The organism is Selenomonadales bacterium 4137-cl, assembly GCA_032334055.1.
Taxonomy (GTDB): domain Bacteria; phylum Bacillota; class Negativicutes; order Sporomusales; family UBA7701; genus Anaeroselena; species Anaeroselena agilis.
The window spans coordinates 3,382,639-3,404,181 of record JAUOZS010000001.1; the positions used below are offsets into that span (position 1 = coordinate 3,382,639).

Genomic DNA, 21,543 nt, shown 5'->3' on the forward strand with positions numbered 1-21,543 from the left:
CGGACCACCATGTTAACCCGTTCCCAGCGGTGAGCCGCCAGTCCCGGCGTGCGTCTAGCCTTCTCGTTCGCGCAGGCTGGCAATGATTTCTTCGATCTCCGCCCTGTGTTCGGGCGGCGCGTAGACCGCTCCCCAGCCCTTCTGGGTCTGGAACAGGCCGTCGTAGGCGACATCATGATACGACTTGAGGACATGAGGTATCCGGCGTTCGGCGAGAATCTCCCCCAACAATTGCGCCTCGAACTGGTTTTCAACGACTGCGATCTTCTCGTAGCTTTCCATCCGCCAACCCCCTTTGCGTATGGTTACATTATACCAGACCAGCGGCGGAAAAAAACCGGGCAAAGGAAAAGCCCGCCTGGATGGGCGGGCTTGGGGAGAGCGGCCGGACCGCTAAGCGAAGCTTGCCAACGGCCGACTAGTAGCGGCGGGCGCCGATATACCGCTCTGTGTAGTACGCCTCGTCGAGCTTTGAAACGGTAACCTTTTTAGCCCCCGAGCTGGCGTGGAGGAACTTGCCGTCGCCCATGTAGAAGCCGACATGGGAAGCGCCTGGCTTGTAGGTGGTGAAGAAGACCAGGTCGCCAGCCTGCAGCTTGTCCTTAGCGACCGGCGAACCGGCGGCGAATTGCTCGGCGGCGGTACGGGGAATAGTGACGCCGTTCTGCTTCATGACGTACTGCGTGAAGCCGGAGCAGTCAAAGCCTGCCGGAGTCTCACCGCCCCAGACGTACGGGACGCCCATATACTTCTGGCCTGTAGCGATGATCGCGTTAGGATTCGCGCTCGGTGCCGCCGGAGTCGTGCTGAGGCCGAGAACCTTGCCGATATCCGTGTCACTCCCGGAACCGCCCAGCAACTTACCGAACAGCAGCCCGAGCAGGATGTTGAACAGCCCGCTGCCGCCGCTATCACCGCCCAGCAGGTCGGAAAGCGCCGCGGCATGAACGACGGTAGCCGGGGCAAAGAGAGTGAAACTCATTGTCAGCAACAGGAGCAGGACAACGGAAAGCTTGTGACGGTGCATATCCCGACCCCTCTTTTCTATGCAAGATTAGACCGGCCGTGCCGGCAGCACTCATTATAGCACATGTAAATATATTATGTAAATCTATTCGCCACAAACAAAGCCCGCCTTCCGCCCAAGGGTAAAGCGGGCTTTGACACGCTCATTTGTACTTGCACGCCCGGCCGTTCAGAACGCCGCGGATGGGGTATTGTCAACGGCCGATTACGCCTGGAGGCAGCGGACGATTTTTTGCTCGGCATGCTCTCCCAACTGAATGCATTCGCCGTCAGATGTCCTGACAGTGAGCCGGTCCCACGAGATCCAGTCCATAAAGATCACTTCCGCCAGCCGGCCGTCGCTCAGTTCTACTGTCGTACCGACGAAGTAATCCTTGAGATTATTGAGGAAGATCGTGCACATCGAGGCGTCCAGCTTGTCGAACATATTCTCGAACAGTGTTTTGATGACATGGAAGGGGGTCATCTTCAAGCGGTAAATCCTGTCTGAGGTCATGGCGTCATATATGTCGCTGATGGCGATGATCCGGGCGCTCGGCAGAATGTTGCCCCCTCGCAGACCCCGCGGGTAGCCGCTGCCGTCGAGGCGTTCGTGATGCTGCCACACGCCGGCGAGAACGTCCCCGGCGAGCACCTTGGCCTTTTTCAGCATCTCGTAGCCGTATGCTGAGTGCTTCTGCATCACTTCCATCTCGGCCGGCGTAAGCTGGCCGGGCTTATTGAGGATTTCCAGCGGCACCATCGCCTTGCCGACATCGTGCAGCAGCCCGGCCAGCACCATGTCGCGCATACGTTCGCCGTCGTCTCCCAACCAGCGGCTCAGCACGCCGGAGATGATAGCCACGTTCACCGAATGCTGAAAGGTATAGTTGTCGACGTCGCGCAGCGAATGGAGGTACCCCAGCGCCCCGGGCGTCGCCGTCAGGGTAAGGAGGGCGTTTTCCGACAAGTGCTGCATCTTTTTCAGGGGCACTTCCTCAAAGTAGCGTATCTGGTCGAAGGCGTCCCTGACCATGGAGACGGTCTCTTCATACTTGGCGTTGAACAGCATGCGCTCCGACAGCCGTTTTTCCCTGACCTCATCGCCAACGGCTTCGTCTTCGAGGATAATCGCGCTGTCGAATCCCCACGCGGCCAGGAGCCTTATTGTCGCTTCGGTAAACACGGTACCGGCGCTGAGCATAACCTTGCCGTCGGCGGATAACGCATCCGTCCCGAGCACCATCCCCGGTTTGATCTCACCGACGACATATCTCCTATATTTAAGCGCCACAGGATAGCCCCCTGTTAATCGACTACTAGCATAATCTAATTTTAGTATATTTCTGACAATTGCCGGGCATATCCTTCTTCTTGATTACAAAATCGGCTATAAAATGCCACATTGCGACACCGGCTCAATCCGCAGCCGGCCCTCGCCGGTGCCTGGCGGCCAGGGCACGCAGCCGGGAGGCAAGGTCTCCCTCCCGGTAGCCGGCCGGGCAACGCCACTCCCAGTTGCCGCCGACCGTTCCCGGCCTGTTCATCCGGGCCGTCCCGTTAAGGCCGAGGATATCCTGCATCGGTACAATAACCAGTGCCGACCGGCAGCTATAGGCCAGCTCCACCATCCGCCAAGAAGCGTCACCCCGGCCGAGATAGCGGTCGACGCACGCCTGGCCGGCCGCATCGCCGCCGGCCAGCTCCTCGTGCCAACCGCGCACAGTGTCGTTGTCGTGGGTGCCGGTATAAACGACGGTGTCAGGGCCGCAGTTAAGCGGCGCAGGGTCGCCCTGCCCGTCGCAGGCGAAGGAGAACTGCAGCACCTTCATGCCGGGAAAGCCGCAGCGCCGCCGGAGAGCCACAACGTCCGGCGTTATCGTGCCGAGGTCCTCGGCAATAACCGGCAGCTTGCCGAGCCGCCGCTCCAGGGCTGCGAACAGGGAATATCCCGGGCCTTTGACCCACCTGCCCTGTTCGGCGGTAGCCGCCCCGGCCGGAACGGCCCAGCCGGCGGCGAAGCCCCGGAAGTGGTCGATGCGGACTACGTCCACCAGGTCAAGCGTGTTGGCGAGGCGATCTTGCCACCAGCGGTAATCCTCTTTGGCCATCTCGCGCCAGTCGTAGAGCGGGTTGCCCCATAGCTGCCCGGTAGCGCTGAAGTAGTCGGGCGGCACGCCGGCCACGGCCGTCGGGCTGCCGGCGGCGTCAAGGCGAAACAGGCGGCGGTTGGCCCACACGTCGCTCGAAGAATGGGCGACAAATATGGGCAGGTCGCCGATAATCCTCACGCCGCGCGCGCGGGCATGGCTCCTGAGCGCCCCCCATTGCCGCCGGAAGACATACTGCAGGAAAACGTGGTAGTCGATCTCCGCCGCCAGCAAGCAGGCGTAGCGGGTGAGCGCCGCCGCCTCGCGGCCGGCGATGTCGGCCGGCCAACGTTGCCAGCAGGCGTCGTCGAAATAGCCGGCCAGTGCCATATACAGAGCGTAGTCGTCCAGCCAGGCGGCGTTTGCACGGCGGAAAGAATCGTAGTCCTCGCCGGCGGCGAAGCGGCCGAAAGCCAAACGGAAAAGCCTCTCCTTATACACCCGGACGGCGCCGTAGTCAACCCGGCCGTCCGCCCCGTCGCCAAGGCCGCTTTTTTCGCGGGCGGCGGCGACCTCGGCGGCCGTGAGCAGGCCATCGGCCTCCAGCGTATCGATGTCGATAAGCAGCGACTCGGCGGCAAAGGCGGACACGCTTTGGTAGGGGGAATTGCCGCGGCCGACGGGGTTTAAAGGCAGTATCTGCCAGTTGTCCTGTCCCGCGGCGGCGAGAAAGTCGACGAAGGCGCGGGCTTCCGCCCCCAGGCCGCCGATGCCGTGGACGGACGGCAACGAGGTTATGTGGAGGAGTACGCCACACCCGCCCCGTTCCCGGCCGCCGTCGCTCACCAGCACCCGCCCGCCGAAGGGCTCGAGCGTCAAAGCGCAACAGCCGTCGCCGGCCGCCACCTCAGCCCCGTCGTCGAGAGCATCGAACAACAGGCCGCTATACCTGCCGCCAAAGTCGACCTCCACCCGCACCGCCCTCTCGCTGCGGTTGAGGAGGACGACGGCGATATCCGCGTCCGGCGGCTGATCGCCTTCCTGCCAGCGAATATAGCCGAACGCGTCCGGATCAGGGGCGAGGGGCAACCAGCCGCCGCCCTGCAGCACGGGATAGCGGTTACGCACAGCGATGACCCGCCGATACCAGGCCGTAAGGCCGGCGTCTTCGCGGCCCCAGGGAAAGGTCCGCCGGTTGAGCGGCTCGGCGTAGCCCTCCAGCCCGGCCTCGTCGCCGTAATAGACGCACGGGACGCCGGGGAAGGTCATCTGCCAGAGGGCAAGCAGCTTCAGCCGCCGCACCGCCAGCTCCCGTTCGCCGGGCCCCAGACGCTGCCGCCGTTGTTCACTGAAGGCCACGTGTTCGGGTTCCTCGTAGCCGCCCAGCAGCGTAAGGATGCGCGGCACGTCGTGACTGCCGATGAGGTTGAGCGCGGCGAGGAAATTCTCGCGCGGGTAGTTTTCATAGAGGCTATACAGTGTCTGCTTTGTCGCTTCCGCATCCTGGCGGCCGAGGAGGAAATCGATCGCGGCGCGACGGAAGGGGTAGTTGGTGGCGGCGTCGAGCTCGTCGCCGCGAAAATAGCCCCGGAGCTCCCCATAGCTGACCTTGCGGGAGGCGTCCTCCCACACTTCGCCGATAATCACCGCCTCGGGGTCGGTTTCCTTCGCCGCCCGCCGCAAAGTGCGGATGAATTCGTCCGGCAGCTCGTCGGCGACGTCCAGCCGCCAGCCCTTGGCGCCCAGCCTGAGCCAGCGCCTTACGACGCTGTCCTCGCCACGGGCGATAAAGTCCTGGTAGGAAGGCTCGAGTTCGTCGACGGCCGGCAGGGCGTCCACCCCCCACCAGGATTCGTAGTCGTCGGGGTGGCGGCGGAAACGGTACCAGGGATAGTAGGCGGAGGCGGTCGACTGATAGGCGCCCGGCCCGGGATAGCGGCCCTCTTTGTTGAAATATATGCTGTCGCTGCCGGTATGGCTGAAGACGCCGTCAAGGATGACGGCCATGCCCAGATCGTCCGCCCGGACGCATAACTCGCGAAAAAGGTCGTTGTCGCCGAACATGGCGTCGATGCTGGTGTAGTCGGCGGTGTCGTACTTGTGGTTGCTGACCGCCTCGAACACCGGATTGAAGTACAGGGCGCTCACGCCCAGGTCCTTGAGATATGTCAGCTTGGCCATCACCCCCGCGAGGTTGCCGCCGAAAAAGTCGTAGGCAAGGATGGCGCCCGTTTCCCGCTCCCGCACATATACGGGGTCATCCCGCCAACAAGCGTGGATGAGGCTGCCCGGTTTGGCGTTCTTCACCCGTCCGCCGGGGTTGCCGTTATAGAAGCGGTCGACGAAGATCTGGTAAACGACCGCGTTCTTGTACCACGCGGGTGCGGCGGCGCCGGGCAGATGGACGGTGATCTGGAAGGACGGCGGCGGCGAGGAATATACCGCCCCGGGGCCGCCCAGCTGGCGCTCGTTGTTGCCATAGTAATGCTCTTCTTCACCGGCGCGGACGACAAAATAATACCACACCAACCCAGGCTCGCCAGGAGCGGCCAGAGCGGTGCGGTAGTGTCTTTCGCCGTCGGCTTCGTCGCGCGGCGTCATGGGTATAAGCTCTTCCCCACTGCCTTCGCGCCAGGTACGCAGCAACACCGCATCGACCCGGCGGTCGGCGGCGACCGCCAGGCTCAGGTCGATGACGGTCCCGCAGGCAACAGCGCCGAAAGGCCTCCGGAACAGGGCGGTATGGGAATCGTGATACAGCCAGTCGCGCGCCATCAAACCGCCTCCTTCACTCACCGATCGGCACCGGCCGGATGTTCCAGATGCCGACCGCGTATTCGCCGACGGTGTGATCGCTGGAGAACTGCCCCGACCGGGCGATGTTGACGGCCGCCATCGCCGCCCACGCCCGCCGGTCGCGAAACCTGGCGTCCACCCTCGCCTGGGCGTCCAAATAGGCCGCAAAGTCCTGCAGTTCGAAGAAATCACCCTTGCCGTGAACGAGATAGTCGTAGAGCGGGCGAAACTCGTCCGGTCCGCCGGGCAGGCTGCCGTCGATCAGTTGCTCGGTCACCTGCCTGACGCGCGGGTCGGTCTGATACAGGTAGCGGGGGTTGCACTGGTCGTTGGCGCAAATCTCGATGACCTCTTCGGCCTTGAGGCCGAAGATGAAAATATTGTCGTCCCCTACCGCATCGCGGATTTCGATGTTGGCGCCGTCGAGCGTGCCGACGGTGACCGCCCCGTTCATCATGAATTTCATGTTGCCTGTGCCCGACGCCTCCTTGCTGGCGGTCGAGATCTGCTCGCTGACGTCACTGGCCGGGATAATCATTTCGGCCAGCGTCACCCCGTAGTTCTCAAGGAAGATAACCTTCATCCTGCCGTTTATCGCCGGGTCGTTGTTGATTACCGCCGCCAGCGCGTTGACGAGCTTGATGACCTTCTTGGCCAGCAGGTAGCTGGGGGCCGCCTTGCCGGAGAAGATGAACGTCCGGGGCACGATATCGAGCCGGGGATTCTCCTTGAGACGGTTATACAGCTCCATGATCCGGAGCGCGTTGAGGAGCTGGCGCTTGTAGACGTGGATGCGCTTCACCTGGGTGTCGAATATCGATTCCGGGTCAAGATCAAGTTCGTATTTGGCCTTGACGAACCGGGCCAGCGCCGCCTTGCGGTCTCGCTTTATCGCCGCCAGTCGCTCCTGGAAGGGGGCGTCGGCGACGAAATACTGCAGCCGGTTAAGATCGGTGGGATGCCGCATCCAGCTCGGTCCGATGGTATCGGTGATAAGCGAGGCCAGCCCGGGGTTGGCCTTCATCAGCCAGCGCCGGTGGGTGATGCCATTTGTCTTGTTGTTAAATTTGTAGGGGGTGTACTGGTAGAACAGCTTCATGCAGTCTTTTTTGAGGATTTCGGTATGGATCTTCGCCACGCCGTTGACGCTGTGACTGCCGGCTACCGCCAGGTGAGCCATCTTGACGAAGCCATCGGCGGTGATGGCCATGGCGGCGATCCTGTCCCAGTCTCCGGGGTAAAAATGCCACAGGTCATGGCAGAAGCGCTCGTTGATTTCGTGGACGATCTCCCACAGGCGCGGCAGCAGACTCTGGAAGATGTCGATCGGCCATTTCTCCAATGCCTCTGGCATGATGGTGTGGTTGGTATAGGAGATGGTGCCGGTCGTCAACTGCCAGGCCTCGTCCCAGCCCAGACCCTCTTCGTCCATGAGAATGCGCATCAGTTCGGGCACGGCCAGGGCCGGATGGGTGTCGTTGATATGGATGGCAACCTTCTCCGGCAACAGCCGGATGTCGCCGTGCTTGCGCCTTAATGTCCGCAGGATGCTCTGGATGCCCGCCGACACCAGAAAATACTGCTGCTTCAGCCTGAGCAGACGGCCCTCATAGTGGGTGTCGTCGGGATAGAGGATCTCGGAAATGGCCTCCACCGAGTACTTGTACTCCACCGCCTTGAGGTAGTTTCCCTGGTTGAAGGAGGCGAAGTCCATCTCGCCCTCGGTAGGCTCTGCGCTCCATAGCCTGAGGGTGTTGACGGTATTGTTTCCGAAGCCGAGGATGGGGATGTCATAGGGGACGGCCAGCACCGCCCCGAAGGAGCCGCCGAACTCGACCCTGACGGCCTTATCGATCTTGCGATATTCCCATATATTGCCGTTTTTGAGCCAGTTGTCGGGGTGTTCGACTTGGTCGCCGTCGATGATCTTCTGCTCGAACAGGCCGTACTTGTAGCGGATGCCGCAGCCATGGCCGGGCAGCTCCAGAGCGGCCAGCGAATCGAGAAAACAGGCCGCCAGCCTCCCGAGGCCCCCGTTGCCGAGGCCGGCGTCATGCTCCTGGTCCTCAAGCTCGGCGTAGTCGACACCCAGCTCGGCCAGCGCCTCCACCCATACGTCGCGGACGCCCATGCCGCGGAGATAGGTGTCGAGCAGGCGTCCGAGGAGAAATTCGATCGAAAAGTAGTAAACCTGCTTTTCCCCTTTGGCGACGTACTGCTTGTTGGTGTTGACCCAGCGTTTGCCGATATAGTCGCGGACCAGGCTTCCCAGGGCGGCGTATTTGTTCTGGGCCGACGCCTCCTCGAGACTTTTGCCGTGGAGAGCCTGTAACCTTTCGATAAAGGCGGCCTTGAACTCTTCCTTCTCTCTAAGCATCTCTTTCCCCCGCAATAAAACGTCATTATGCATCAGTTCAGTTTTTCGTAAACCGCCACATACTCGGACGCCGAACGCCGCCAACTGAAATCGGAAGCCATCGCGGCCTTAACGATCTGCGGCCATACCTCGCCGTCGCGGTAGAAATCCATGGCGCGGCGGAGGGTATAAAGCATGTCGCCGGCGTCGGGATGGGTGAAACTGAAACCGTTCCCTTCGCCAGTATATTCATTGTACGGCTGAATGGTATCCTTTAGGCCGCCCGTCTCCCGCACCAGCGGCACGCAGCCATAGCGCAGGGCGATGAGCTGGCCGATGCCGCACGGCTCGTGAAGCGACGGCATGAGGAAGAGGTCGGCGGCAGCATAGATCTTATGGGCCAGCGCCTCGTCAAAGTAAATATTGGCGGACAGCTTGCCGGGGTGGCGGTGGCCGGCCACCCGGAACATGCTCTCGTATTTGTCCTCACCCGTGCCGAGAACGACCACCTGCGCGTCGGCGGCAAGCATCTCCTCCAGCGCGGCGGCGATCAGATCGAGCCCCTTGGCCCACACCAGCCTCGATACGATGGCGATCATCATCGCCTCCGGCTTGGCCTCGAGGCCGAGGAACTCCTGGAGCTTGGCCTTGTTGGTCTGCTTGCGGCCGATCGAGCGCCGCGTGTAGTTAAGGTATACGAGCTTGTCATGGCCGGGATCGTAGACCTCATAGTCGAGGCCGTTCAGGATGCCGGTGACGTCCGCCTCGCGCTTTCTCAGGATGCCGTCAAGCTGCCAGCCGCCTTCGGGGGTAAGGATTTCCCACGCGTATGTGGGGCTTACGGTCGTCACCGCATCGGCGAAAACGATGCCACCTTTGAGGTAGTTCACCCTGCCGTGGAATTCCAGCCGGTCGTCGGTCAGGTACTCGCCTTCTTCAAGCGCCAGCAGGTCGCCGAGCACACTTTTTTCGAACACGCCCTGATACTGGATGTTGTGGATAGTGAGCACCGTCCGCAGCTTATGGTGCGGTGTGCTGCCTCGGTAGTGAGCCTGGAGCAGCACCGGCACCATGGCGGTGTGCCAGTCGTGGCAGTGGAGGATATCGGGCGTAAAATCGAGATAAGGCAACACCTCCAGCACCGCCCGGCAGAAGAAGCTGAACCGCTCGGCATCGTCGAGGAAGCCGTACAGCCCCTGGCGGCGGAAGTAATATTCGTTATCGATGAAGTAATACACGAGACCCTCGTGCTCCAGCCGCTCGATGCCGCAATAGAGCCTCCGCCAGCCGAGCGTAACCTCGATGTGGCGCACGTGGACCATCTGTTCCACCCACGCGGCCGGGATGTCGCCGTACTTGGGCATGATGATCCGCGCATCGACGCCCTGCCGCGCAAGTTCCTTGGGCAGCGAGCCGGCGACATCGGCCAGGCCGCCCGTCTTCACGAACGGCACCGCTTCGGCGGCGACGAACAGCACCTTTTTGCCTGTCATACTTTCATCCCCTTCTCGATGACCATCACGTAGTTCTTGTCGCCTATGAGCCGCTTGGCGGCCGAGATATGAACATCCTTGTCGCAGATGACGTTTTCCAGCACCGCGTTGGGACCGATTTCGCCTTTCTGCATGATGATGCAGTTATTGACATATGCGCCGCGGTGGACCCTGACGCTGCGGAACAGCAGGCTGTTTTCCACCCGGCCTTCTATTATGCAGCCGTTGGCCACCAGCACGTTGCTGGCCGCCACCTGGTCGCGGTAGTTGGCCGGCGGCTCGTCTTTGACCTTGGTATAGACGGGGCCCGATTTAAGAAACAGATCCTGCCACACCTCGGGCTGGAGCAGATCCATATTAGCGCGAAAATAAGCCTGGACGGAGTTGATCTTGGCCATGTAGCCGGTAAAGGGGAAACCGTAAACCCGGAGCCGGCCGAGCCGCTTGACGATCCCCTCCTTGACGAAGTCGTATTCGCCGTGGGCGACGCAGTCTTCGATGATTTCGAGCAGCAGCGATTTGCGCATGATAAAGGTCTCGAGACATACGGGGCCGCCGGCGATGCGACCTGTGGACACCTGCATGTCGGTGACGCGGCCGCCGTCGTCGACCTTAACCAGCGTGGCCAGCGAATACTGCTTGCCGGGCGCGGGCTGCTCCTCCTTGTATATTATCGTTATATCGGCCTGCTTTTCGAGATGATAGCGGAACGCTTCCCGATAGTCGGTATTATAGACGGTGTGGCTGCCGGCGACGATCACATACTCCTGGCTGCTGCGCTGCAGGAAGTCGACGTGGTTATGGAAATGCTCCAGGTCGCCCTTGTAAATGCTGTTGGAATAGTGAGTATGATCGGGCGGTGGCAGGATGAAAAGGCCGTCGCGCTTGCGGGCCAGGTCCCACTCCTTGCCTGACCGCAGGTGGTCCATTATCGAGCGGGCCTTATGCTTCACGACGATGCCGACGTTGACAATGCCCGAGTTTACCATATTGGACAACACGAAATCGACGAGGCGGTACCGGCCGCCGAAAGGCACCGCCGCCAGCGGCCGCTGGCGGGTAAGCTCCTTCAGCAGTTCCTCGTTCTCGTGGAGGTTGATGAGTCCCAGTACATTTTTCATTTTCGTCCCTCCTTGCCGCCGCGCCGCGGCTTCTTATTCCACAACCGCGCCGCGCGGGATGAGACTGTCGGCGCCGACGCGGGCCCGCTCGCCGACCACCGTGATCGCCTCCGCCGCGGCGTCGCCGGCCAGGCCGATCTGGCAGCCGTCGCCTACGACGGCGTCCTGGCCGACGATCGCCTGCTCGATAACCGTATTCGCCCCGATCCGGACCCCCTCCATTATTACCGAATCCCTGATGACCGCGCCGGGACCGACGTGAACGCCGGGAAAGAGCACCGCGTTTTCCACCTCGCCGAAAATGCGGCAGCCGACACTGGCAATAACCCGCCTGGCCTTGGCGCCCTCAGCCACGAAATGGGGCGGCTGGGTGGGGTTGATCGAAAAGATGCGCCAGCCCGGATCGTAAAGGTCGAGCGCGGGACGGTCGCTCAGGAGGTCCATATTCGCCTCCCACAGACTCTCGACCGTGCCGACATCCCGCCAGTAGCCGTCGAAGGCATAAGCCATCATCTTGCGGCCACTTTCCAGCATGGCGGGGATGACGTTTTTGCCGAAATCGTGGCTGGAGGATTTGTCTTTTTCGTCCAGCTCCAGGTACTTTCTCAAAACCTTCCAGGAAAATATGTATACCCCCATCGACGCCAGGTTGCTCTTGGGCTGCTTCGGTTTCTCGGCGAATTCGGTGATGCGGCCCTCCTCGTCGGCGTTCATGATGCCGAAACGTGTGGCCTCCTTCCACGGAACCTCGATAACGGCGATAGTGGCGTCGGCCGCCGACTGCTTATGAAAAGCCAGCATGCGGGAGTAATCCATCTTGTAAATATGGTCACCGGACAGCACGATCACGTACTGGGGGCTGAACTGTTCGATAAAGGTGGCGTTCTGATGGATGGCATTGGCGGTCCCCTGGTACCATTCGCCGCCCCGGGCCCTCACGAAGGGAGGAAGGATATGCACCCCGCCGGTGTTGCGGTCCAGATCCCACGGAGTGCCGATGCCGATATAATTATGCAGCTCGAACGGCTGGTACTGGGTAAGGACGCCAACCGTATCGATGCCGGAATTATGACAGTTGCTCAGCGTGAAATCGATCAGACGGTATTTGCCGCCGAACGGAATCGCCGGTTTGGCCACCGTCTTGGTAAGCACGCCAAGACGGCTGCCCTGCCCGCCGGCGAGAATCATGGCCACGCATTCCTTGTGAAGCATCTTTTCTCCTCCTTACTCCTCGCGCATCGCTTCTCTCTTTATATAGACCGTAGCCAGCGGCGGCACGGTCAGAACGACGGAGAAGGGCTGACTGTGCCAGGCCTGCGGCTCGGCGCGAAGCTCATCGTTCGTCACCCCCGAACCGCCGAACTCGGCGCGGTCGCTGTTCAACACCTCGCGGTAAGATCCCGCCTCCGGCACACCGATACGGTAGCCGTGACGGACGACGGGGGTAAAATTGGTAACCACGACCGTATGTTCGTCGTTGTCGGCCCGACGGAGGAAGCTTATCACGCTCTGCCGGCTGTCGTGGCAGTCGATCCATTCGAACCCCCGCCAATTATCATCGTTTTCCCACAGGCAGCTGTCGTCCCGGTAGAAGCGGACGAGCTCACGGGTAAAACCGTGCAGCTTGCTATGCAGTTCATATTCCAAAAGCAGCCAGTCGAGCCCGCGCCCTTCGTACCACTCGCTGAACTGGCCGAACTCCCCGCCCATGAACAGCAGCTTCTTGCCGGGATGGGCCATGAAATACCCGAAAAAAGCCCGCAAATTGGCGAACTTCTGCCAGTAATCGCCCGGCATCTTGTCTAGCAGCGACTTCTTGCCGTGCACCACTTCGTCATGGGACAAGGGAAGGAGAAAATTCTCGGAAAAGGCATACAGCAGGGAAAAGGTCAGCAGGCGGTGCTCCCACTGGCGATGTATCGGATCAAGGGAAACGTAGCGGAGCGTGTCGTTCATCCAACCCATGTTCCATTTGTAGTCGAACCCCAGGCCGCCCAAATACACAGGCCGGGATACGAGCGGCCAGGCGGTAGACTCCTCGGCGATCACCAGCGCCCGCGGATAATAATAATGGACCGCCTCGTTCAGTTTCTTGAGAAAGGCTATCGCATCCAGGTTTTCCCGGCCGCCGTGCTCGTTCGGCAGCCATTCGCCGCCCTCCTGCCGTCCGTAGTCAAGGTAGATCATGTTGGCCACAGCGTCCACCCGCAGACCGTCGATATGGAATATATCGAACCAATACATAGCGTTCGATATCAGGAAACTCCATACCTCCGGCTTGCCGAAATCGAAGTTTAGCGTGCCCCAGCCTTGATTCTCGGCCCTGGCCGGCCACCCGCTCTCGAACAACGGGCTGCCGTCGAACATCCTGAGGCCGTGGTCATCCTTGCAGAAGTGCCCCGGCACCCAGTCCAGGATAACGCCCAGGCCCTTCTGATGGCAGCGGTCGACGAAGTATTTGAAATCGTCGGGGCTGCCGTAGCGGCTGGTCGGGGCGTAGTAGCCCGTAGCCTGATATCCCCAGGAAGCATCGAACGGATGCTCGGCAACCGGCAGCAGCTCGAGATGAGTGAACCCCATGTCGGCAGCGTAATCGCTCAGCTCGTCCGCCAGTTCGCGGTACGAATAGAAGCTGCCGTCCGTTTTGCGCCGCCATGAGCCTAGGTGCACCTCGTAAATGGCCATCGGCTTATTGACGCCGCCGGTGAGCCGTTCGCCACCCTGCCACTGGCTGTCGCCCCACCGGTAGCCGTCCAGCCCGAATACGCGCGACGCGCTGAGCGGTCTCACCTCGGCCCAGAAGGCGTACGGATCGGCTTTTTCGCGCACATCGCCGGCGGCGGATACGATCTGGTATTTGTATAAAGCCCCCGGCTCCAGTCCGGGAACGAACAGCTCCCATATGCCGGAAGACTTAAGCCGGCGCATTTTGTCTTCGCCGCTCCAGCCGTTGAAGTCGCCGACCACCATCACCTCTCTGGCGTTCGGCGCCCAGACGGCAAAACGAACTCCTTTCACCCCCGCCCTTTCCCCCTGCTGCGCGCCCAGCATCCGGTAGCTGCGGAAATGGCGGCCTTCATGGAAAAGATATCGGTCATAACCGCTGATTGCCTTAAGATTGCTCATCAGAACTCCCCGTCTCTTTGGATTTGGTCAACAGGGATAATTTTACCCCATCGATTCAGAAAAATTTTGCCGAAACACGGTAATCAACAAAAAGAACCTGCCAGGCGTTGCTGGAAGGTTCCCTCCTCTTCTCCGAATCTCGTCAGGCGTGCGCAGACCAATGCCAAGGGGCAACGCTTGGACGGGGTATTCAGCTTCTTCGCCCCGGCATCAGGCGACCGACGGCGATTACTCGTTTCTATCTTCTTACTTCTATCTTCTTACTTCTATGATAACAGCACCGCTTCCAACCTGTCAATTATCGCCAGTGTCGGGCGGCGTAAAGCCCGCCATAGCGGCCTTCTGGCGAAGATAAGCTATCTGGAGCACTGTGGGGATTATTTTTCGATACGCCGGGCCGGCGAGGTCGATCGCCACGACTACGATCCCCAGAATAACGCCAAGCGGGCCCAACAACACATTCAGCCCCCCCGAAACCAGCCCACCCAGCGCCTCGGCTCCGGCCTGGCGGGCCGCCGCCACCGCCACGATCCGGGCGATGTTCCACGCCACCAGATAGCTTATTGTCGGCATAAAATTCACGATCGTGCCTTCCACCAGCAGCGTGCTGATTTTCTCGGCTTCCACACCCTGCCCGGCAAATAGCTGTTCTATGGGCTCGCGCTCGGCAGGCGACATCTTTTTCCAGGCGCGGGTAAAAATCACCCCGAGGATTCTCTTCTCTACCGCCTCTTCGTCCTCTTCCGGAGACCACTCGACCTTCATCTTGGCGGCCACATCGCGGACGATATCAAGATACTCCGCATCCCTGCCCAGCAGGTGGGCGATGGTATTCGAGCCGTTGTAGCGGATCCTCGCCACAAGCTCCTCGCACGTTATTTCCCCCGTGTGCTCGCCGAAGTTGTACTCTTTCAGAAGGCCAAGGTCGCCCGGATCTGTCCGGGCGAAGAGCTCGCACAGCCTTTCTGACGAGCGACGCAACAACTCTTTCCCGCTCATCGTAACCACCCCCCTTGACAAAAATATTCCCCGCCGTTTGGCGGAAACCCTCCTTTCTTACTTACATAAGGGCCCCGCGCACGCGCGGGGCCCTTATGCCGTCAACGGCTCTGTATGAGGAACAGACCAGTAGTGGGGTGAAACTTGACAATTTTATCAGGATAAAACCAGGTCTCTTCGCCGACAAGCCGCACAATACTCAACGGCTCTCCCCAGGCCAGCCTAACCTGGTCCGGTACCATGCCATCCTTCACGACCCCGGCGTTTATAGACGCCCAGGCCTGGTCGTCCCAGGCGAAAAGCAGCCGCGGATCGGTCTCGAACAGTACGGACTCCCACGGCTTGGCGGTCGGCCAGAAGCCGCGCTGCACGTTCGTCAGGCTGTAGGCGATGGCGATATAGCCCTTCCGCTTGTCAGCGGTCGACACCACCAGCCAGATCGGCTCATCGGCATCGATGCCGGCGATCACGTCCTCGACAGTCAACGGTTCGTTGATTTTGACGCGGATAGTGCCGGGTTCCTCCTGATAGGCCGGAATGGCCAGCCGTTTTGAAAACACCACCTTGGCGGCGAAATGTTTCTTCGCCGCCGCCAGATCGTCGGCCGGCACCAGATGCTTCGCCTGACCGCCCAGGGCCTTGATTGTCAAACCCTCTCCGCCGCCCTGGATACGGAAAAAGATCTCGTAATCATTGACAGGCGGACCGTCCTTCAGAGCCGGCAGCTTTTTGACCGTTACAACTTCCAGTCGTTTGCCCTCAAGCCAGTCCGCGCGAATATTGCCCCCCGCGGTAAACAGCTCCGGGCGTGGCGCTTCCAAGGTGAAAGCATAGCCTTCAGCCTTTTTGCCGCGTTCCAGCGGCAACACAACGAATACCTTACCCACCCATTGCTCCACCGGCTGTGCGGCGTCCGGCGCCGCAGCACCCCAGGCCTGCCCGGCGCCCAAGCCCGCCAACAGGATAACGAGGAAAGCCGCCAGCCCTACTCGCCACTTTTCCACTAGCGCACCCCCATTTCCATTATTTTACCAATTATATTTGACGTCTTTCAGCCATAATCCTGCCACCGAATTGTAATCAAATAAACCCTCCGTGTCATACAATATACCGACAAATGTATTGTTCTATGAATTGTCCCCGGCCTCCCCGGAAGGCTCAACCGGGTCGCCGGCTCCAGCCTTCCCAGCACATGAAAGGAGGTCCCTTATGAAAAAACTCCTTGGCTTGATTACCATCGCTATCCTGCTTTCGTTCGCCACGGTCTCGGTCGTGTGGGCGAGTCCGGCGCTAAACAACGATAAGGCCCACCAGCGGGGCGAGGAACAGCGGAAAACGGCCAAGCAACCGACCGGCGAAAAACATCGCAAACCTTCCGGCAAGGAAAACGTCAAATCGCCCCCGGCGAATAACCACAGTCGCATAAAACCGAATCGCCACGATCGTCCCCCCGTGAAAGCAGGCGGGCAGAAACCGGCCAACCGCGGGCGCGACAACGACAAGCACTACAACCATAAGCCCCAGGGGCCGGACAAAGTCGCAAAAAAACCCGCCAACGACAAGCATCGTATTGCGCCCGATCATCGCCGCCCGGCAAAAACTTACGACAAGATCGGCCCACCTGCGAACCGCGGTCGCCATGACGGGATAAGACACGAACAGCCCAAGCCCCGTCCCCACACAATTCACCGGGGCCACCCAACCGGCGGCAGCAATATCCACCGGCACCACAGCCGGCATCGGTATTGGCCGGACAGCGGCGACTGGCACCGCCATTTTCGCGACTGGTCCTGGTTCATTTCCCACAAAGTACGCGGTTTCGGCGCCTGCTACGCCGACGACCGCCGCGATCGGGCACTCTATATCCACTTCGAGCCGCAGGACGACAACTATCTCTATATGCTCGAATCGCGCTACGGCCACTACACCTACCGGGCGCGACACCGCTGCCATGGCGGGGACGGCTGGTGTCACTACTGGTTCCGCGGCGACAATATCATTGCCTTCTTCCGGGGCGACGACGGTTACTCCCATACCTTCGTCTGGCGACGGGACGAAGTGGAGAGCCACGCCCTGGCCATCGGCATCATCACTCCCGGGCTGCGAATAATCTACGGCAGCTATGACGCCGACATGCCGCCCGACCTTGCGGACGGCTATACCCGTGAAGTGCTGTGGGCCGTGGTCGACGACGAATAGTGACGATAGCGAGCTCCGCGACAACGGAGCTCATCTTTATTCGTTTTATTTTATATTTATTATTTTAAAATAATTATTGTTATTTATTTCATGTTCTGCTATAATTAAGTCGAAGGACGGAGATGGGGCCACCAGATCAAACGTTTCCCTGCACGAGTCCCCCTCCATATAAGTCCATCTCCCCTTCATTAACATCTCCCAAAGGAGGTCGCCGCCATGGTCTGGATGATGCTTCGACCCGTCACCCACTGCAAGGAAGGCTGCCAGCCATAGTCCCGGGCAAGACGGTAAAAGGCCCGCGGGTAGCCACAAAGCCCCGCGATAAAAAAAGGGAGGCTCACGAGTGAGCCTCCCTTTATCTTGCCACCGGCCATTGATAACACCCGTCCGCTGCGCGTCCTCGCGGATGCCTTGCATACGGGCAATTCTGAACGGCCTCAAGTTATTATCGTATGCTTATTCCGATTTGGTCTGGGTAGCCGCAGGCGCCGGCACCGCGACCATATCCTTCGCGGCCAGTTCGTCCAGCGTCCTGTTGGCGGTCTCCCGGCCGAGGATGAATATGTCGGCGGCGATTATCGCCAGCACGGCGGTGAACATCATAAACACCGTCGGGATCTTGTCCGGGCCGGTCATGATGGCGCCGACGACGATCGGGGCGATAATGCCGCCCGTGCGGCCGAAGGCCGCGGCCCAGCCCACCCCGGTGGCCCGGGCGTAGGTCGGGTACTGTTCGGCGGAGTAAGCATGGGTGATACCCCAGGCGCCAAGGTTGAAGAAAGAGATCATGCAGCCCCAGAAGATTATCCAGGTGACGGATGTGGCGTTGCCGAACATGTAGGCGGCGACAGCCGTGACAGCCAGGAAGCTCCCCAGCGTCGCCCTGCGGCCGATCTTGTCCACCAGATAGGCGGCGGCGAAGTAGCCGGGGACCTGGGCGCAAGTCATCCACATCATATATTCGAACGATTTTACCAGATTAAAGCCGCTTTTCACCAGCAGGGACGGCAGCCAGGTGAACATGCCGTAGTAAGCGAAGACGATGCCGAACCACAATATCCACAGGCAGACGGTGCGGCGGACAAAGGTCGGACCCCACAGGTCGAAGAAGCTGATCTTCTTGTCTACAGTGACCGCCGGGATCTCGGACGGCTTAGGCGGCTCGCCCACCGGGATGCCGAGCTCGCGCTCGATCTTGGCCACCTCTTCGTGGGCTTCTTGGTAGCGGCCCTTGCTGACAAGGTACATTGCCGACTCGGGCATGATCTTGTAGATGTAGACCACCAGCAGCGCCGGCGCCGCGCCGATAATGAACGCCAGCTGCCAGCCGAACTTGGGAATGACCGTGTAAGCGAGCAGCGAAGCAACCAGCCAACCGACCGCCCATGAACAGTTCTGGAGGACCAGCATCTTCCCGCGATGCTTGGCGGGAGCGTATTCGCTCATCATGGCGTTGGCTACCGGCGGCTGCCCGCCGACCCCGAAGCCGACGATGAAGCGGAACACCAGCAGCGATTCGAGATTCCAGGAAAAGGCGCACAGTGCCGTGCCGACGCTGTATATGGCCAGCGTCACCGCGAACATCGCCTTGCGACCGATGCGATCGGCCAGCGTCCCGGAGAAGATGGCGCCCAAGCACATGCCGACGAGGGCGGCGCTGCCGATGTAGCCCATCTGGACCGGGGTAAGGTTCCACGACCCGATCATCTTCGCCAGCACGAAGGCGATCAGCGCCGTATCCAGGGCCTCGAAAGCAATGCCTGATCCTATTAGCACCAGTAACCGCCAGTGGAATGAACCGAGGGGAAGATTACTCACACGTTCGGAAATACTCGCCATTATATTCCCTCCTTTTATTAATGAGTGCAACAAACCGGCCCGATCAGCCGGCCGTACCAGCCCGGCGCTTCACCTCCTTGGCATCGTCCGCCGCCCTGTTAACAAGGTATTGTTGGGCGATATCGCGAGCGTATTCGCGGATGGCCGGCGTACCGGCCATCGTAAGCGGCGTCGCGGTGATCCGTTCGCGGAACAGCACGACCTCCACCTCAGGCAGCAGTATCTGCAGGGCGATGGCCAACGGCATGCCGTTTTCGAGAATCTCCATGGCATGCGAATTGCCGACGATAAAATTCATACCGAGCTCCTCGGCCTTCGCCACCAGAGGATGGTCGGCGTTTACCCGGCTGATCGACGCCAGCACGGTGTCCGCCTCCGGAAAGCGGCTCTTGACCTGAGCCAGATGCTCGGCCGTAAACCCGGTGTGGGGAAAAATATGAATGATCGTGCCCACCGTGCTCTCCTTGGTCCCAACCAAAATGCGACCGCCGGTGGCCACGTTCGTCTCCACTATCGCGTCACAGCCGCGCGCCCCGCGTTCGGCCATCAGCATCCGTTTCTCCTCGTCCATCCCCATGAAATAATCAAGGCGGCCGATGATATCTCCCAGGGTATTCACCCCTTTAAGCGCCCGGCCGACAAACAATATGTTTCCAGGCACGCCTCCGAAGGCGATATCGGCATGAATGGCCTGATGGCCGTGAATGAAGGCGATCCCGGGGTGCAGGCCGTGGAACGCCTCATGGAGCTCGAACACCGCCACGCCGTACAAACCCAGGTACGTCCTCATGGTAACCCCGCCAGTATTGGCTGCCTCGGCCACCGGATGGTGGGCAATGATGGCGTCGACCCCCGTGGCCCCTGCAAGCTCGATGTTGCACTCCGTCAGCGTCATCGTCACGGCAATCTTGTTAACTTCCGCCTCCGGGTCGCCGCAAACCAGGCCCGGCGTTTCCAGGCACGCCTTGCCCGGCACATCCGACGACTTGCGAATAACGAATTTGTGGCTGCCGCTATAAATATCCTCCGTGTCTTTAACGCACCGGCCACCGGTGATCCTGTCGAGCGCCTCAAGCACATCCCTTACCTTTGCCACCCTGATGCCTCCCTTTTCTTCGTCGTCACCCGCCCGACCGTTGCCGCCAAAACAAAAAAGCTACCGCACCGGCTATGACGTTCGCGCAAACGCTGCTTTCCGCATGCGCGGCCGCCACTCCGAAAAAAGCGGTAGCTTTCGGCTCTCCTTGTGGAGCTCCTACGACCAGACCGGGGCTATGGATTTTCTTAATAGCCGCTCATCGTTGATGAGCTTAATTCTCTTATTCGCTGTGTGGTGAAAAATTCCTTTTATCTCACAGAATAATTAAAATATTTTTTTACCGGGCTGCTACTTCCTGGTGCTTGCGCATAAACGACTCCTCCACGATAATCACCGTCACCGCCAGTTCCTGATCGGGATCGTAGTCTTTCATAACGCTCAACACCGGCATCTTGAGCTGCTCGGTAAGAGCCGCCTTCAACCGTCTCTTGAACTCATCGAGGATCGCCACATCGGTGTTACGGGTCGTCATGCGCTCCAGCTTGTCCAGCGCCGCCAGGGCCGGGACGCGTTTATGGTCGGCGGTAATGATGATTTTATCCTCAGAAACCAGTACCCGTTGCTTTCTTAGGCCGGTACCGAATATGCTGATATTAACGTTATTGTTAACTCGCATAACTTCCTGCCTTAGATCCATCACAACCGCCATCAGCCAGCACTCCCCTCCGTGCCCAAAAACTGTCACATAATATATACTCCCCGCTTGCGATAAGTCCTGCATCACAGCAACGACATTATCGGGACAGCGTCTGGGCAAAGAAAACAATAAAAGCCGCACTGAAAAAAACAGTGTGGCTTCTTTGCCGGCGTCAGACATTGTTGCTATTTAATTTTTTTATTCTACGTTACGCAGAAAATTCCTTCCGCCTTCGGAGCCAATTTGTTCGAGAATCAATTCCGCCCAGTAATCCGGCCCCTTATAAGACAGGAAATTCAGTTTGCCGACCGCCAACGCCCCGAGCTGGGACTCCTCCACTATTGCCGCTGCCCTCGCCAGCGGAATGCCCGCCCTGCGTGCCAACGCCTCCGCGACATACCTTCTGAACACGCTCCGGTGATCCAACGATACCGCCTCCATCTTTCGGACTACAAGGGCAGTATATGCGCCTTGCAGCTGCAAAAGACCGGCGGAAAATTCCTGATATTCAACTGCGGAGTGGGAGAAAATAACCTCAGGAGGTGAAGCCGGTGCCAGACAAAGCCGTTCCGCAGGCAACCAAAGACACGGACAAAACCAAAGTGACCGGCAAACGCAACTTCGAAGTCGAAATACCAGGCACACCCGGTATAAAGTCCAACTATCGCCAAACGGTAAGGGAAGAAGAATAACGCCGAAAGGCTCCGGAAATCCGGAGCCTTTCGGCGTTACAAAAGAAGGCCCCGCATCACTGCGAAGCCCGCGACCCTTGTCCTCCACGTC

Annotated in this window: 17 protein-coding genes; 2 read left to right on the top strand and 15 right to left on the bottom strand. The window is 59.9% G+C overall.

What is annotated here, in order from left to right; genetic code table 11:
* Window positions 1-54: 54 nt before the first annotated feature.
* From Q4T40_17705 to Q4T40_17755, 11 genes are all read right to left on the bottom strand, one after another.
* Window positions 55-282 (bottom strand): hypothetical protein, encoded by a 228-nt coding sequence (locus Q4T40_17705; GenBank protein ID MDT8903073.1) that lies wholly within the window; start codon window positions 280-282, stop codon window positions 55-57.
* Window positions 283-418: 136 nt separating this feature from the next.
* Entirely contained in the window at window positions 419-1,027 is a 609-nt protein-coding gene (locus Q4T40_17710) for a C40 family peptidase (GenBank protein MDT8903074.1), read from the bottom strand.
* Window positions 1,028-1,231: 204 nt separating this feature from the next.
* Window positions 1,232-2,299, bottom strand: coding sequence for an HD-GYP domain-containing protein (locus tag Q4T40_17715; protein MDT8903075.1), 1,068 nt, complete (start codon window positions 2,297-2,299; stop codon window positions 1,232-1,234).
* Between the two features lie 124 nt (window positions 2,300-2,423).
* Entirely contained in the window at window positions 2,424-5,870 is a 3,447-nt protein-coding gene (malQ, locus tag Q4T40_17720; protein MDT8903076.1) for a 4-alpha-glucanotransferase, read from the bottom strand.
* 13 nt (window positions 5,871-5,883) lie between these two features.
* On the bottom strand, window positions 5,884-8,268 hold the full coding sequence (locus Q4T40_17725) for a glycogen/starch/alpha-glucan phosphorylase (GenBank protein ID MDT8903077.1): 2,385 nt from the start codon (window positions 8,266-8,268) through the stop codon (window positions 5,884-5,886).
* 32 nt (window positions 8,269-8,300) lie between these two features.
* The gene (gene glgA, locus Q4T40_17730; GenBank protein ID MDT8903078.1) at window positions 8,301-9,740 is read right to left on the bottom strand and encodes a glycogen synthase GlgA; all 1,440 of its coding nucleotides are present in this window, start codon (window positions 9,738-9,740) and stop codon (window positions 8,301-8,303) included.
* Complete coding sequence (glgD, locus tag Q4T40_17735; protein ID MDT8903079.1) at window positions 9,737-10,861, bottom strand: glucose-1-phosphate adenylyltransferase subunit GlgD; 1,125 nt, start codon at window positions 10,859-10,861, stop codon at window positions 9,737-9,739. The genes glgA and glgD overlap by 4 nt, the downstream gene beginning before the upstream one ends.
* Window positions 10,862-10,894: 33 nt before the next feature.
* Window positions 10,895-12,073: a glucose-1-phosphate adenylyltransferase gene (locus tag Q4T40_17740; GenBank protein MDT8903080.1), complete on the bottom strand. Its 1,179-nt coding sequence runs from the start codon at window positions 12,071-12,073 to the stop codon at window positions 10,895-10,897.
* Window positions 12,074-12,085: 12 nt separating this feature from the next.
* Entirely contained in the window at window positions 12,086-13,987 is a 1,902-nt protein-coding gene (glgB, locus tag Q4T40_17745; GenBank protein ID MDT8903081.1) for a 1,4-alpha-glucan branching protein GlgB, read from the bottom strand.
* 294 nt (window positions 13,988-14,281) lie between these two features.
* Window positions 14,282-14,986: a hypothetical protein gene (locus Q4T40_17750; protein ID MDT8903082.1), complete on the bottom strand. Its 705-nt coding sequence runs from the start codon at window positions 14,984-14,986 to the stop codon at window positions 14,282-14,284.
* 101 nt (window positions 14,987-15,087) lie between these two features.
* Complete coding sequence (locus tag Q4T40_17755) at window positions 15,088-15,990, bottom strand: hypothetical protein (GenBank protein MDT8903083.1); 903 nt, start codon at window positions 15,988-15,990, stop codon at window positions 15,088-15,090.
* A gap of 205 nt (window positions 15,991-16,195) precedes the next feature.
* Between Q4T40_17755 and Q4T40_17760 the strand changes: the two genes are divergently transcribed.
* On the top strand, window positions 16,196-17,185 hold the full coding sequence (locus Q4T40_17760; protein ID MDT8903084.1) for a hypothetical protein: 990 nt from the start codon (window positions 16,196-16,198) through the stop codon (window positions 17,183-17,185).
* 456 nt (window positions 17,186-17,641) lie between these two features.
* Here Q4T40_17760 and Q4T40_17765 read toward each other — a convergent pair whose 3' ends face one another.
* The 4 genes from Q4T40_17765 to Q4T40_17780 all read right to left on the bottom strand — a co-directional run bounded on the left by Q4T40_17765 (window position 17,642) and on the right by Q4T40_17780 (window position 21,186).
* Window positions 17,642-19,024: an MFS transporter gene (locus Q4T40_17765; GenBank protein MDT8903085.1), complete on the bottom strand. Its 1,383-nt coding sequence runs from the start codon at window positions 19,022-19,024 to the stop codon at window positions 17,642-17,644.
* A 43-nt stretch (window positions 19,025-19,067) separates the two neighbouring features.
* Complete coding sequence (locus Q4T40_17770; protein ID MDT8903086.1) at window positions 19,068-20,120, bottom strand: Nif3-like dinuclear metal center hexameric protein; 1,053 nt, start codon at window positions 20,118-20,120, stop codon at window positions 19,068-19,070.
* 280 nt (window positions 20,121-20,400) lie between these two features.
* Complete coding sequence (locus tag Q4T40_17775) at window positions 20,401-20,772, bottom strand: Na-translocating system protein MpsC family protein (GenBank protein MDT8903087.1); 372 nt, start codon at window positions 20,770-20,772, stop codon at window positions 20,401-20,403.
* 186 nt (window positions 20,773-20,958) lie between these two features.
* Window positions 20,959-21,186 carry a hypothetical protein gene (locus Q4T40_17780; GenBank protein MDT8903088.1) on the bottom strand — a complete coding sequence of 76 codons (228 nt, stop codon included), beginning with the start codon at window positions 21,184-21,186 and terminating at the stop codon, window positions 20,959-20,961.
* Window positions 21,187-21,311: 125 nt separating this feature from the next.
* On the opposite strand from Q4T40_17780, the gene Q4T40_17785 reads away from it, so the two are divergent.
* Window positions 21,312-21,452: a hypothetical protein gene (locus Q4T40_17785; GenBank protein MDT8903089.1), complete on the top strand. Its 141-nt coding sequence runs from the start codon at window positions 21,312-21,314 to the stop codon at window positions 21,450-21,452.
* Window positions 21,453-21,543: the final 91 nt, after the last annotated feature.